This window comes from Nocardia sp. NBC_01388 (genome assembly GCF_045040085.1).
Lineage (GTDB): Bacteria > Actinomycetota > Actinomycetes > Mycobacteriales > Mycobacteriaceae > Nocardia.
Genome location: NZ_CP109553.1, coordinates 3,839,811 through 3,853,855, shown reverse-complemented (window position 1 = coordinate 3,853,855; position 14,045 = coordinate 3,839,811). Strand labels below are relative to the sequence as shown.

The window sequence follows — 14,045 nt, the reverse complement described above, 5'->3', positions numbered from 1 at the left end:
ACTGAGGGCGGCAATGGTCGGGAAGGGCCGCCACCGGTTCCTGGTCGGTGTTACTCACCTCAGTCCTGCAGTGCGGCGGATTCCTCTCGCGCCCTGCGCAGGTTCTCCTCGACCTCGACGGTCCAGGCCTCGTTCGCCTTGGAGGTGTCGACCTCGAATTCGAAGCGCTGCGTCGACTTGGGGTCGATATCGGCGACGTCCACGTAGAACTGGTCGTACCAGCGGCGCAGCTGGTAGACCGGGCCGTCTTCCTCGGTGAGCAGTGGGTTGTCGATCTTGGACTTGTGCTTCCAGATCTCGACGTCCTGCAGGAAACCCTCGCTGATGCCGTCGGCCAGTTGGACCGCCATATCCTGTGATGCGTTGTCCGGCAGGCCCTTCGGCTTCTCCAGCGAAACACCCCACTGCAGGACGAACGAATCCTGCGTGACCGGGTAGTGGCAGTTGATCAATACGCTCTTGACCTCGAATCCGCCGTAGATGTTCACCAGCGGATTGACCATGTACGACGGGCCGAAGTACGAGGCCTCCGAATTGACCATCGTGTCGCCGTCGATATCGGCGGCCATCCCGATGTCTTTCCGGCCCACCGACTCCAGGTACTGAGTGGCGACGTGGCCCTCGAAGACGTTCTTGAAGAAGGTCGGGAACGTGTAGTGGATGTAGAAGAAGTGCGCCATATCCACGACGTTGTCGATGATCTCGCGGCAGTTGGCGCCCTCGATCAGCATCGAGTTCCAGGTCCACTCGGTCCACTCGCCGGACAGTTCCTCGAGCGGGTTGCCCTCGGCGTCCTTGTAGGCGCCGTCGATGTAGGGAATCGTCACCTCGTCGGTGGGCTTGCTGCCCTCGTGGTCGTGCCACACGAACAGCTGTCCGTTGCGCTCGAGGGTGCTCCACGAGCGGGTGCGAGCCAGCGGGGGCACGCGCCGGGCATACGGAATGCCCGTGCACTTGCCGTCGCCGCCCCAGCGCCAATCGTGGAACGGGCAGGCGATGGAATCGCCCTTGACCTCGCCCATGGACAGGTCCCCGCCCAGGTGGCGGCAGTAACCGTCGAGGATCTTCAGATCGCCCCTACTGTCGGTGAAAACGACCAGCTTGGTGCCGAAAGCGTTGACCGCGTGCGGCTTGCCATCACGGAAGGTGCTGGCGAGACCCAGGCAATGCCAGCCCCGGGCGTAGCGAGTGGGCGCCGCGCCCACGTCGATCTCGCGAACCTTCCCACGGGGCCCCGGTGGGGTTGTCGACATTGTGATCCTCCTCTGGAAGTACTAGAACAAGTTACAAAGGAGAACGAACTGATGCCAGTCGAGTGACCGCAGGCTGGGATAAGAGCCTGTGGGGCAAGCGGATTGATGCGCCGAGGCAGCACGTCAGGATCAGGGCACCCAGAGATACCACTCCGCCCACTGGCTCTGAATGGGTGCGGTGTTCGCGAAGAGTTTGGCCAGGCCCATGCCGACCCAAAGGTCAACGGTGACAGTGGCGCCCGCGTGGGGGCCGTCGGAGTGCATGTATACGTCCTGGGAGCGGCCGCCCGCTGAACCCAGCCAGCCCAGTGACACGTGGTTGCCGCACGGGCCGTTCAGATACCCCAGCGGCGTGACCTGCGCCAGCACATGGCCGGGCATGTGCGGCGTGGCCTCCAGCACGACATTGATCATCCCGGCGCAGAAGTTCGCATCACCGAAGGTGAAGAGGGTGGTCCCGAAGGGCGCCCACTGTGGCAGTGGATCCGCCTGGGCCGGTGTAGCACCGATTCCGCATACCAGCGCACCGATTCCCGCCGATGCCAAGACCCCCGCCATCCATCGCCGCACCCTCATCAGCCGATGTCCTTCCCGCGTAATGAAACTCGCGGCCGTACCACCGAGCAGCCATACGGCCTCGGACGGACTCCAACGACATCGCAGCGGTGCGCAGCTGGAGTCGTTCCACCTTTCAGCGTATCTATCCACCCAATTCGGGGGGTGGGTCGAGCGGTTCTCGCCGCCGGACCGTTGCCTGTGTTCCACTGGTAGCGGCGCAATTTCGGGCGAAGGAGCATGCCGTGACCGACAGCCATCAACCATTCTTCGATCAGCTCGATTGGTTCGACGAGCAGCACTGTGCCCGGCTGGACGAGGAATTGACATGGGCCCGCGCGCAGTGCCCGGTCGTCCACACCGGCTTCGGTGGCGGGATGCATATCGTCACGCGGTACGAGGATCTGGTCACGGTGGCGTCGCATCCCGAGGTGTTCAGTTCGACCATGCCCGGACTCGCCACCGTGCCGGTCGCGCTCCCGCCGATCGACGCCGATCCGCCGCTGCACAGTGACTTTCGGGCGTTCTTGAACGGCCCGTTCACGCGGGCCGCCCTGGCGCGCTACGAGCCGGTTCTGGAAATGCATGCCGACGCGCTGATCGACGGGTTCGTGGCGGACGGGCAGGTCGAGTTCGTCAGCCGCTTCGCCGTTCCCTTCAGTGCGGGTGCGCTGGCGAAGGTGGTGCTCGACGACGACAACGAGGAACGCTTGCAGCGCGCGGTCGATGCGGTCACCGCGGTCTCGGTGCAGAACACGCCCGAGAGTTTCGCCGCCGTCGCCATGCTCGCCGCCGAGCTGATGGCCGAACGCGAGCGTGAACCGCGCGACGACTTTTTGCAGTCGGTCGTCGATGCCACGGTGGAGGGCGGGCGGCCGCTGACTCAGGAGGAGCGGCTGGGTGTGGTCACCGTGCTACTTCTGGGTGGTCTGGACACCACGCGCGGAGCGCTGTCCTACATCGCGAAATTCCTGACCGAGGAGCCGGGCCTGGAGGCGCGTCTGCGCGAACCCGGCTGGGCCAAGGGCGATTTGGATGAACTGCTGCGGTACACCTCGACGGTGAGCGTGATGGGCCGGGTGGTCATGGCGGACAACGATCTGCTGGGAGTGCCGCTCGCGAAGGGCGATCGTGTCGCGGTGCACTGGCGTTCGGGCAATCGCGACACCGCGAGGTTCGAGCATCCCGACAGCCTCGACTTCGACCGAAATCGCAACCCGCACTTGGCCTTCGGCATCGGCATCCACCGCTGCGTGGGCCGGCACTTCGCCCGCCTGCAATTGGAGATCGGCATCAACCGTCTGCTGGCCCGGCTGACGAACTTCCGCCTCGTACCGGACTCGGACGTCCGCGCGGCAGTGGGTATCAGCGTCGGCGCGCCCGAAGAACTCCACCTGACCTTCGATCAGATAGGCGCACCGGACACCGCAGCACCGTAAAGCCCATCACACGACTGTGCCCGCACAGATCGGGGATCTGTGCGGGCACACCGCGGGTGGAGAGGTTGGCTAGCCGACCGTTGCGCCGACGCGCAGGGCGTGCGGCTCGATGGCGCCGCGGATCAGCGCCTGCTCGTCGATGGTCTCCGCCTTGTAGGGGAGGGCCGAGAGGGTCGCGGTCATCTTGGCCACCGGGTCTTCGATCTTCTTGACGACGCCGAAGATGAAGGTCCACTCGTGCTCGTCGCTGACGTACGGGACGACGGTTTCGAACAGGTTGTGGAAGCGGGACCACGAGCGCTTGAGAGTCTCGTTGCGCCACATGGTCTGACAGCCGGCCTGCGCCGCCATCACGCCGCCGTCGGACAGCAGTGCCTTACATCGATTGAGGAAGTCATCCTCGTACAGGCGGTTGTGCTGGGCATCCTCGACGCGCTCGTCCGGCAGATCGATGATGATCATGTCGTAGCGCACGCCCGCGGCCTCGGCCTTGGCCAGGAAGTCCCAGCCGTCGGCGTAGTGCATCTTGATCGGGCCGGTCTGCGCGACCGCCTCGGCCAGATCGGCCTGCGAGTAGCCGTAGGGGAGGTGCTCGGCGCACAGCTCCACCTCCAGCTGATCGATGTCCACGTGATCGACGAGCGACGCGCCCGCGGCCACCGACATCTGCGAGGCGACACCCTCACCGGAACCGATGATGAGCACCTTGTCCAGCTTCTCGGCCAGCGCGTACCCCGGGACCAGCATCGCCTCGTGGTAGGTGAGCTGCGAGAACTCGGTGGACTGGCGATCGTCGTCGGAGAACAGGGACAGGCCCTGCTCGGTGCGCGCGATGATCATGTGCTGGTACGGGGTATTGGTGTCCACCACGACCTCGGACATGTTCCACACCCGGGTCAGACCGTCGCCGACCGGCTCATGGATCCGGCGGGCGCTGTGGCCGCGCTGGATGACCTCCATATTCACCGACTTCGGCGCCAGCTCCTGCTGCAGCAGCTCGACGGCCTTGGTGGCGCCGGCGCCGATGCTCCCGCAGGTGAAGACGTCGACGAAGATGTCGCCCGATTCGGGATAGGTGTGGATCGAGGCGTGTGACTCGGCCAGTAGAGCCAGGATGGTGACACCCTGCGGCTCGAACTGCTTGCGCACGACATCACAGATGGTCACCCCCGCGGCGACCAACGATTTTCGAAGTGCGGCTTCGAGTCGTTCGAGGTCGTCGCAGAGGGCCGCGTCGACACCACCGAACTCGGCCAGCACATGCCAGCCGGTGAATTCTGCCGTCATGGCTAAACTCACTCTCGCTCAGCGCCAGTGACATGAACAGTCAAAGGCGGAAAACCGTTGAAGGACACCGACGAATAACTCGCCGTATAGGCACCGGTCTTGAGGATCCGAACAGGATCACCGGCTCGCAACGTGGTCGGTAGAAGGACCCGCGTGCGCTGATACAGTACATCGTCGCCGTCACAGGTTGGACCGGCGACCACCGCCTCGTCCATCGGATCGCTGTCGCGGTCGGTCTGGAAGCGGTAGGCGATGTACTCGTTCTCGGTTTCGGCCATGCCGTTGTAGCGGCCGATATCGAGGTATATCCAGCGCCGTCCGTCCGGCGCCTGGCGAACATTCACCACCTCGGCGTGAATCACACCGGTGTTACCCACAAGGGCGCGACCGGGTTCCACGATGAGTGCGGTGTGTTCCGGGAGATGGCGGGTGGCGGCCGCGGCGATGACCGCGCCCAGCTCGTCCACGCCGGGGGCCGCGTCGGCATACGAAATCGGTAGTCCCCCACCGATATTCACCGTCGATACGGCAATATCCTTGACCGCCAGCACTTCCGCGATCTCGCCGGCCTGTTCGATACCGATCTGCCAGGCGATGGGATCGAGCTGCTGTGAGCCCACGTGGAAGTACGGTCCGCCGACCTTCAGGCCCAGATCGTGCGCGCGCACCAGTAGCTGCGCGGCTTCGCCGGGGGCGCAACCGAACTTGGCGCCGAACGGCGTCTGCGACTGCGGCGCCGAAGCCAGGAATCGGACCTCGACCTCCGAGCCCGGCGCCTGCTCGGCAATGCGTTCCAGATCGCCCTCGGAGTCGGAGGCGAAGCGCCGCACCCCGGCCGCGTACGCGGCGGCGATGTGGGAGGCCTTCTTGATCGGGTTGCCGTAGCACATGACCGCCGGATCAACCCCCTGCGCGAGGCACAGGTCGATTTCGCCGACGCTGGCGACGTCGAACTCGGCGCCTTCGTCATTGAGTAGCCGGATGATCTCCGGTAGGGGACTTGCCTTGACGGCGAAGCGAATTCGCGCTGCGGGTAGCGCGGCATGCAGGGCGCGGTAGTTGGCACGCACCAGGTTCAGGTCGATGACGAGACGGGGCGACTCGGCCGAGTTTGAAACGGTCAATCTAAGGGAACTCCCCACTGTTCGGGCCGCCGAAACGGCCTCGGGCAACAGCCAGCGAGAATAGCAGCGGTTGGCCCTGGAAAACGAACTGGCGAAGGTTCGATTACGTCACCTTAACGCGGCGGACCCGCTGTGAACGGGCCCGCGACCTTACGAGAGTGTGACCGCTGCGGCGTGAGCGTGCGTCCGCGGCAGTGCGAACGTCGTCAGCCCGCTACGACCGTCACTTCGTCGAACACCACTTCACCCGCGGCATCGGATTCGGCCAGATCAACGACCGCGTCGATGGACCAGCCGTGGTCGCCGGCCGGATCGTCGAGCACCTGGCGCACATGCCAGAACTCGCCCCGCTGCTCCACCTGGAACAGCTTCGGGCCGCGCGCGTTCGGGCCGGTGCGAATTTCCTCGTACTCGTCGAAGTACGGCTCGAGTTCGGTCTCCCAATCCAGCTCGTCGCCGAACTCCTCCAGCGCGTTCCAGCGTTGCAGCGCGGCCAGATCGACCCGGCGGAACAGGGCATTGCGGATGAGCACCCGGAAGGCGCGCTCATTGGCCGAGATGGGCCGGACGGTCTCCGCGCCGAAGGCGACCTGTTCGGTATCGGTCTCCGCGCCCGGATTGGTGAGTTGCTCCCATTCGTTCAACAGGCTCGAATCGACCTGCCGGATGAGCTCGCCCAGCCATTCGGTGATGTCGTCGAGCTCCTCGGTGCGCGCCTGCTCCGGCACGGTCCGCCGCAGCGCGCGGTAGGCGTCGGCGAGGTAGCGCAGCACCACGCCCTCCGAGCGCGCCAGCTCGTACTGCGAGACCAGTTCGGCGAAGGTGAGCTGACGTTCGACCATCTCCCGCACCACCGACTTGGGGGAGGGCTCGAACTCCGAAATCCACGGATGACCGGCCTTGTAGGTCTCGTAGGCCGGGTAGATGAGCTCCTCGCCGAGCGGCTTGGGCCAGGTGACCTCCTCGAGGAGCTCCATACGCTCCTCGTATTCGATCCCGTCGGCCTTCATCTCCGCGACCGCCACACCACGCGCCTTGTGCTGCTGTGCCATGAGCAGCTGCCGCGGGTCTTCCAGGGTCGATTCGATGAGCGAGATCACATCCACGGTGTAGGTGGGCGACTCCTTGTCGAGCAGTTCGAACGCGGCCAGCGCGAACGGCGACAGCGGCTGATCGAGCGCGAAATCGCGCTGCAGATCCACCATGAGCCGGGCATGCCTGCCGAACTCGTCGGGCTCGTCGAGCTGCTGCACGACCCCGGCATCGCGCAGTGCGCGATAGAGCTTGATGGCCTTCAGGATGTGCTTGCGCTGCGCCGCCCGCGGTTCGTGGTTGTCCTCCAGCAGATGCCGCATGGCGTAGAAGCAATTGCCCTTGCGCGCAATGACATTCAGCAGCATGGCATTGGTCACATTGAAGCGGGAGACCATAGGCTCCGGCGCGGCCGCGATGAGCCGGTCGAAGGTCTCCTCCGACCAGGACACGAAACCCTCGGGCGGCTTGGTCTTCTGGACCTTCTTGAGCTTCTTCGGATCATCGCCCGCGCGGGCGATGCGGCGGGCGTTCTCCACCTCGTGCTCGGGCGCCTGCACCCAGACGGTGCCCATACTGTCGAATCCGGCGCGACCCGCGCGGCCCGAAATCTGATGGAACTCACGGGCATTCAGGCGGCGGGTGCGCACACCGTCGTACTTGGTGAGCCCGGTGAACAGCACGGTACGAATGGGCACATTGATGCCGACGCCGAGAGTGTCGGTGCCGCACACCACCTTCAGCAGTCCGTCCTGCGCCAGCTTCTCCACCAGCCGCCGATATTTGGGCAGCATGCCCGCATGGTGGACGCCGATCCCGTGCCGGATGAACTTCGAGAGGGTCTTGCCGAATCCGGTGGCGAAGCGGAATTCGCCCAGCGCCTGGGCAATCGCGTCCTTCTCCGCCTTGGACGCGAAGTTCACGCTCATCAGCGCCTGTGCCCGCTCCATGGCCGAGGCCTGGGTGAAGTGCACCACGTAGACCGGGGCGAGGCTGGTGGTCACCAGATCCTCGAGGGTCTCGGTGATGGGGGTCTTCACATACGAAAAGCTCAGCGGCACCGGTCGTTCCGCGCCGGAGACAATGGCGGTATCGCGTCCGGTGCGGCGCTGCAGATCCTCGCCGAAGAATTCCATCTCGCCGAGAGTGGCGGACATGAGCAGGAATTGGACGCCCGGCAGTTCGATGAGCGGCACCTGCCACGCCCAGCCGCGATCCGGATCGGCGTAATAGTGGAACTCGTCCATGATGACCTGGCCGACATTGGCGCTAGAGCCCTCGCGCAGGGCCAGATTGGCCAGGATCTCGGCCGTGGCGCAGATGATCGGCGCATCCGGATTGACCGCCGCATCGCCGGTGACCATGCCGACCTTGTCCGCGCCGAAGACCTCGCACAGCGCGAAGAACTTCTCGCTGACAAGTGCCTTGATCGGCGCGGTGTAGTAACTGCGCTGCCCGCGATTGAGCGCGGCGTAGTGCGCGCCGATCGCGACGAGCGACTTACCGGAGCCGGTCGGCGTGGCCAGAATGACATTCGCGCCGGTGAACAGCTCGAGCAGCGCTTCCTCCTGCGCCGGATACAGGGTCAGACCCTGCGACCCGGACCACTCGGAGAAGGTTTCGTACAGCCAGTCCGGGTCCACATCGGGTACGGCTTGGTCGGGGACGAGTTCGGATAACTGCACGGGGCACTACGTTACTGGGCGGTCTGCCCGACTTCGGCCGCCACTACCCGGCGTCGGCCGGCAATTGCTCAGCGCGGTTCGCCGGCCATTGCCGAGCGCGGCTCGACAACGGCTCAGCGCGGCTCGCCGCCGTCGGTGCTCTCGCCCTCGGTGAACCCGGACTGCTCGGCCAGGAAGCGTTCGAACTCCGCGCCCAGCTCATCGCCGGTGGGCAGATCGGCATCGCTGGCAAGCAGGCTGGACTGCCGTTCCTGCGCGGTCACGAAGCTGTCGTATTGCCGCTCGAGCGCCTGCACGACATTCTCCACCTCGGAATTTCCGGAAATGTGCTCGTTGACCTGCTCGCGCACCCGCGCGGCCGATTCGCTCAGCGCCGCCAGCGGAAGTTCCAGGCCCGCGTTCTCGGCCACATTCTCCAGCAGCGTCTGCGCGGCCTCGGGGTAGGCGGTCTGGGTCAGGTAGTGCGGCACATGCACCGAGAAGCCGACCGACTCGTGTCCGTGCTGAGCCATCCGGTACTCCAGCAGCGAGGACGCACTGCCCGGAACCTGCAGCTCGCCCGGCCAGCGCTGGTGATCACCGATCAGATCGCTATTGCTGGCGTGCGCGGTGACCCCGAGCGGACGGGTGTGCGGAATGGCCATGGGGATGGCGCTAAGGCCGATGGTGCGGCGCACGCCCAGCTGCTCGGACAGCAGGCGCACCGCGGTGACGAACTTCTCCCAGCGCAGATCCGGTTCCAGCCCGGACAGCAGCAGGAACGGGGTACCCGCCGTGTCCTTGAGCGCCCACAGATTCAGCTCGGGCTCGGTGTATTCGGAGAAGTGATCGGTCTTGAACATCATCAACGGCCGGCGCGAGCGATAGTCCAGCAACTCGTCCATATCGAACGAGGCGACCAGTTCGCTCTCGAGGCTTTCCCGCAGATGCGTGGTGGCCAACTTCACGGCGTGACCGGCGTCGGTGAAACCCTCCAGCCCGTGCACCAGTACCGGACCAGCACCGTCGGCGGACGACAGCTGCGGAGCGGGGAACTCCAGCTCGTACATTCGCGACTCGTAGTCCATCGCGTGCTCCTTCCTGCGTGGCCCACATGCGCGACCTAGAAACCATTGTCCCTCATGCGCCGAGCGGTCGTGCACTGCCCGCACCGGGAGTGCAACGCGTGACACCGGGACACGCATTCCCGGCAGGCTCGCCGCGCGGCGTGGCATTCGCTGTGATCAGCAGAAATTCGGCATAGTGGACACGTGATCGCGCCCTGCCGCAGGCCTGCCCACCCGCTGTGCCGAAGGCCTCTCCGTGCCCTCGGGGTCGCGATTGTGGGTGTGGCGCTGGCGGCCTGCGGGACCACGGTATCGGGCCATCCGGTCGGTAACAGAAATTCGGTGACAACAGTGCAAACCGATAGTGGACTGGCTCGGCTACTGCCGGAAGCGTCCCAATTTCCCGCCCGCTACACGGCGGTGACGCTGCCGATCGATGCCGCCGGCCAAGCCGCAGGCGATCTGGACGGCATTCTGCCCGGGGCTCAGATCGATCCGGCCACCTGTGCGCCGAGCGCCCCGACCGCGGGACCCGCTGTCTCCGTCGGCACCGACGATTCCACCCGCGCGACCCTCACCGTCGAATTGGTGCGCACCGATCAGCCGCTGTCCACGCTGCGAGATCAATTGCAGCGCTGCGGGACCGTGCGCGTCGGCCACTCCGGAACCACCGCGACCATCACCACCGAACTGGACCCGCCGCCGCCGTTGAACGCCGACGACACCCTCGCGCTGCGGCGCACCGTCCAATCCGAGTCCGGCAGTGCGGGTATCACCCGGCATATGCAGACGCTGCTCGGTCAGATCGGGAATGTGCGGATCAATGTGACCTCTATGTCGTTCACCGACGGCAAGGCCGATACCGAGGCCCTCGATGCCCTGTTCACCATGGCGGTGAGCAAGGTGCGCAAGGGCTGAATCCCGGTCGGGGACAAGCGCGGATGTCCCCCCCGGGGAGGAGCCGACCCCCTGCCTGTTCCGGCTCCCGCGTACCGAATCAGCAGGCGGAGCCGCTGCCGGCCGAACCGCTGCCCGCGGATCCGCTACCCGCCGAACCGGTTCCGCCCGACAGGCTGGAAGAACCGCTGCCGCCGGAACCACTCGCCGAACCGCTGCCGGCCGAACCGCTGGGCAGCCATGAGCAGGCCGAACCGCCACCGCCGACGAGATAGCTGACCGCCGACGAGGAGGTGCCCTGCGTCGCTCCGACCATGACCGGGCCCGGGCTGGTCGGGTGCCAGGCGAAGGTCGCGGTGACCACGCCGGAATTCGCTACCGGCGTGGCGGATCCGACGACTGCGCCATTGATCAGGAATTGCACCTGGTCGTAGCGGTTGTTGCCGGACACCCCGGCGATGATGGTGCAGCCGTCCGTCACGGTGCACTGCGATCCGGGGGTGACACCGACCACGCTGACATCGGTGATATCGGCGGCGGCGGGTCCGGCCAGCAGGGTGGGCCCCGCGAGTGCGGTGAGCACGGCGGCAACGCTCGCGGTGCGAAGTGTTCTCGTCATTGCGTACTTCCTTCCGGCGCCTCCGACAGGCGCCGGGCGGACTGTAACAGCGAGTGAGCCTGATATTTCGTGAAATGAAAAGTGCTGCAACATAATTCGGTTATGGCATGACCGTGGAACGGGCGTCTCGCGGCAGCCGGTAGCGCTCCGAGAGTTCGGTGCCCAGCCGGGCCAGTTCGGCGCGTACCGACTCCGGCTCGGTCACTTCCAAAGCCGTTCCCCAACCGGCCAATTGCTGGGCGATCATGAGCGGCGTGGGCGCGGTGATGCGTACGCTCACGCGGCCGTCGGGTAGGGGACCGTCCACCACGCAGTGCCGCCCCTGCTGGTGGCGCAGCACCGAAAGCAGCGTGGTGGGTACCAGCACGGTGGCGGACAGCGTCGACCGGTGCTGCTCCACCTGCTCGACCACCTCCGACCAGGCGGCGGAGAGATCGAAATCCGCAGGGCGCTGCGCGGATTCGGCGGTCACCTCGACGTCCGTCATGCGGTCCACGCGAAAAGTCCGCTGCCCCCGGTCGGTTCCGGCCACGAGGTACCAGATGCCGTCCTTGTCGACCAGACCCCACGGGTCGACCGTGCGCTGGGTGCGAATGCCCGCACGCCCGTAGTCGAATCGCACCCGGCGCCGGCGGACCACCGCGGCCTGCAGTCGATCGACCGGTGGTGGGGCCTGTTCGTCGCGTTCGCCCCAGCGCGCCGGATCCACGATCACCGCGCCGGCGGCCGCCTCCGCCTCGAGGCGGAACGGTGGTGGCAGGGCGCGCAAGAGTTTCCGCAGTGCGGATCGGGTGGCAGGGGTGGCGGTGACCATCGGGCCCAGGAGCAGGAACAGGGACTGCGCCTCGGTGGCGGTCAAACCGCTCAGGTCCGTACGCGCTCCGCCCACCAGTGCCCACCCGCCGCCGCGCCCCGGCTGCGGGTACACCGGAATCCCGGCCGTGGACAGGGCTTCCAGATCGCGGCGGGCGGTGGCCACCGAGACCTCCAGTTCGGTGGCGACCTCGGCGGCGGTCACCCGGCCGCGGGTCTGCATGAACAGCAGCGTGGCTACCAATCGATCGGCTCGCATGAGAGAAATTCTCCCAATAAAAGTGCTCATTCAGTGAGCACTTTGCGGCCGATGATGGATGTATCGACCAGCGGAACCCAATGAGGAGATCGACATGCTGCGTGGAATGGCCACCGTCAACTACTTCGCCGACGACCTGGAGGCAGCCAAGGACTGGTACAGCGAATTCCTCGGCGTCGCACCGTATTTCACCGTTCCCGGCGGGTACTACGAGTTCCGCATCGGCGACTACCAGGCCGAACTGGGCCTCATCAATCGCAAGTACGCGGCCACGACGCCGGACCGGCCGGGCGGTCAGATCGTGAACTGGCATGTCGATGATGTCGCGGCCACCTTCGAACGGCTGCTGGAAATGGGGGCGAAGGAGTACGAGCCGATCACCGCGCGCGGCGAGGGCACCGGATTTGTCACCGCCGCGGTGGTGGATCCGTTCGGCAATGTACTGGGCATCATGACCAATCCGCACTACCTCGAGATCCTGGCCGCCGCGCGTCCGGAGTAACTTCCGAGCGGGACTGTAGCAGCGGGGTGAGGGGCGATCGGGTGAAATGAAATGAATATGTTTCATTTCTTCCGATCTGCCCGCACGGTAACAACGGGGTCCGACAGATATCCGCTGCCGGGCTCCGCGCCACGCCGAATTACGCACGGCGCGACCGGTTGTCCACAGGCCGGGCAAAACCGCTGGTGGATGTCGCGGTGGTGACGGCGCCGCCGCGCACGCTCGACTCCATGACCACTCCCGCCGAACCAACGCCTCCCGGCCACACCGATCCCGAGCACGGCGATCCCGGCCTCATCGGTCCGGAGCACACCGATCCTGAGTACACCGATTCTGACCGTATCGGTCCCGAGCACAGCCATCCCGGTCATAGCGAGCGTGACCATGGCGATCCCGAATTCATCGATCCCGCAGACGGATCCGAACCGGAGCCGCATCTGCGGAATCCGGGCGACTTCATCGCGGCGGTGCCCGCCATGCTCGGATTCATGCCCGCCCGGTCACTGGTGGTGACCGTGCTGCGGGAGGCGGTGGACGAGCCCGGCACGGCCACAATCGATGTGGTGGCCCGGATGGATCTGGACAGTCCCGGCCGCGCGGCCACCGGACAGCTCGTCGAACGGGTCGCGGGGGTCTGCGTGCGCGATACCACCGCCGCGGTGCTGGCCCTGATCGTCGACGATCGCGCCACCGCGCCGGTCGAACGGCACCGAGGGGTGCGGTCGCGCCGGCATCGAGATCTGGTGTGTGCGCTGGAACATCGCCTGGACGCCGCGGCGGTGCCGCTGGCCGGGGCGTGGGCCGTGCGCGCGATCGGCCCGGAGCTGCCGTGGTGGAGTCTGCTGGGTCCGGCGCGGCGCGGTCGGCAACCGGATCCGGCGACTTCGCTGGTCACCCTCCGGCAGGTGCTGGCGGGTCGGCCGCTGCGCGGCTCCCGGGCGGAGCTGACCGATGTGGTCGAGGTGGACGCGGCTGTCCGGGAACGATTCCGGCCGCTGCTGGACGCCGCCGCCGAGGCCGCCGCGCATCGGCTCGCCGAGGCCGTGCGGCGCGACGAACCGGAGTCCTACGGCCGCGCGGCCGTCCGGAACGTGCTGAGGTGGCTGTCTGCCATCGAGGCGGGAACGCTGCCGAATACGCGGGAACTGGCAGAAATGGCTGTCGCACTGCGTGATTCGACGGTGCGCGATATTCTCTTCGGTCTCGTACCAGGTCCGCATGCCCGCGCCGCCGAAACCCTGTGGCTGCAATTGACGCGGGCGCTGCCCGATCCGGATCGTGCCGAGGCGGCCATGCTGCTGGGCTACGCCGCCTATGCGCGCGGGGAGGGTCCGCTCGCCGGTATCGCCCTGGAAGCCGCGCTGAATTCCGATCCCGCGCACCGCATGGCCAACCTGCTGGATATCGGATTGCAGACCGGTATGCCGCCGCAGCGGCTGCGCCGGCTCGCCGATGCCGGCCGCGAGGCCGCCGCGGATCTGGGTGTCGATCTGCGTTCCGAGCACCCGTGAGATCCGCGGCGCCGCGCGGTGAT

12 protein-coding genes are annotated in these 14,045 nt (G+C 66.3%); 4 read left to right on the top strand and 8 right to left on the bottom strand.

Annotated elements, in window-relative coordinates:
- Positions 1 to 59: 59 nt before the first annotated feature.
- Positions 60 to 1,253, bottom strand: a complete 1,194-nt coding sequence (locus OG716_RS19085; protein ID WP_405138877.1) for a Rieske 2Fe-2S domain-containing protein — start codon at positions 1,251 to 1,253, stop codon at positions 60 to 62.
- Positions 1,254 to 1,382: 129 nt separating this feature from the next.
- Positions 1,383 to 1,829 (bottom strand): hypothetical protein, encoded by a 447-nt coding sequence (locus OG716_RS19080; RefSeq protein ID WP_405138876.1) that lies wholly within the window; start codon positions 1,827 to 1,829, stop codon positions 1,383 to 1,385.
- A 224-nt stretch (positions 1,830 to 2,053) separates the two neighbouring features.
- Between OG716_RS19080 and OG716_RS19075 the strand changes: the two genes are divergently transcribed.
- Positions 2,054 to 3,247, top strand: a complete 1,194-nt coding sequence (locus tag OG716_RS19075; RefSeq protein WP_405138875.1) for a cytochrome P450 — start codon at positions 2,054 to 2,056, stop codon at positions 3,245 to 3,247.
- 69 nt (positions 3,248 to 3,316) lie between these two features.
- Here the strand turns inward: OG716_RS19075 and speD are convergent, their stop codons facing one another.
- The 4 genes from speD to OG716_RS19055 all read right to left on the bottom strand — a co-directional run bounded on the left by speD (position 3,317) and on the right by OG716_RS19055 (position 9,442).
- Positions 3,317 to 4,534, bottom strand: a complete 1,218-nt coding sequence (gene speD / locus OG716_RS19070; RefSeq protein WP_405138874.1) for an adenosylmethionine decarboxylase — start codon at positions 4,532 to 4,534, stop codon at positions 3,317 to 3,319.
- 8 nt (positions 4,535 to 4,542) lie between these two features.
- The gene (locus OG716_RS19065) at positions 4,543 to 5,706 is read right to left on the bottom strand and encodes a type III PLP-dependent enzyme (RefSeq protein ID WP_405138873.1); all 1,164 of its coding nucleotides are present in this window, start codon (positions 5,704 to 5,706) and stop codon (positions 4,543 to 4,545) included.
- A 158-nt stretch (positions 5,707 to 5,864) separates the two neighbouring features.
- Positions 5,865 to 8,375, bottom strand: coding sequence for a DEAD/DEAH box helicase (locus tag OG716_RS19060; protein WP_405138872.1), 2,511 nt, complete (start codon positions 8,373 to 8,375; stop codon positions 5,865 to 5,867).
- Between the two features lie 113 nt (positions 8,376 to 8,488).
- Entirely contained in the window at positions 8,489 to 9,442 is a 954-nt protein-coding gene (locus OG716_RS19055) for a PAC2 family protein (protein WP_327145135.1), read from the bottom strand.
- A gap of 321 nt (positions 9,443 to 9,763) precedes the next feature.
- On the opposite strand from OG716_RS19055, the gene OG716_RS19050 reads away from it, so the two are divergent.
- Positions 9,764 to 10,339, top strand: a complete 576-nt coding sequence (locus tag OG716_RS19050; protein ID WP_405138871.1) for a DUF5642 family protein — start codon at positions 9,764 to 9,766, stop codon at positions 10,337 to 10,339.
- A 79-nt stretch (positions 10,340 to 10,418) separates the two neighbouring features.
- On the opposite strand, the gene OG716_RS19045 is transcribed toward OG716_RS19050, so the two are convergent.
- Entirely contained in the window at positions 10,419 to 10,937 is a 519-nt protein-coding gene (locus tag OG716_RS19045; protein ID WP_405138870.1) for a hypothetical protein, read from the bottom strand.
- Positions 10,938 to 11,037: 100 nt separating this feature from the next.
- Positions 11,038 to 12,009: a helix-turn-helix transcriptional regulator gene (locus OG716_RS19040; RefSeq protein WP_405138869.1), complete on the bottom strand. Its 972-nt coding sequence runs from the start codon at positions 12,007 to 12,009 to the stop codon at positions 11,038 to 11,040.
- Positions 12,010 to 12,103: 94 nt separating this feature from the next.
- On the opposite strand from OG716_RS19040, the gene OG716_RS19035 reads away from it, so the two are divergent.
- Complete coding sequence (locus tag OG716_RS19035) at positions 12,104 to 12,511, top strand: VOC family protein (RefSeq protein ID WP_405138868.1); 408 nt, start codon at positions 12,104 to 12,106, stop codon at positions 12,509 to 12,511.
- Positions 12,512 to 12,669: 158 nt separating this feature from the next.
- Complete coding sequence (locus tag OG716_RS19030) at positions 12,670 to 14,022, top strand: DUF4192 domain-containing protein (RefSeq protein ID WP_405138867.1); 1,353 nt, start codon at positions 12,670 to 12,672, stop codon at positions 14,020 to 14,022.
- The last annotated feature ends 23 nt before the right edge of the window (positions 14,023 to 14,045 follow it).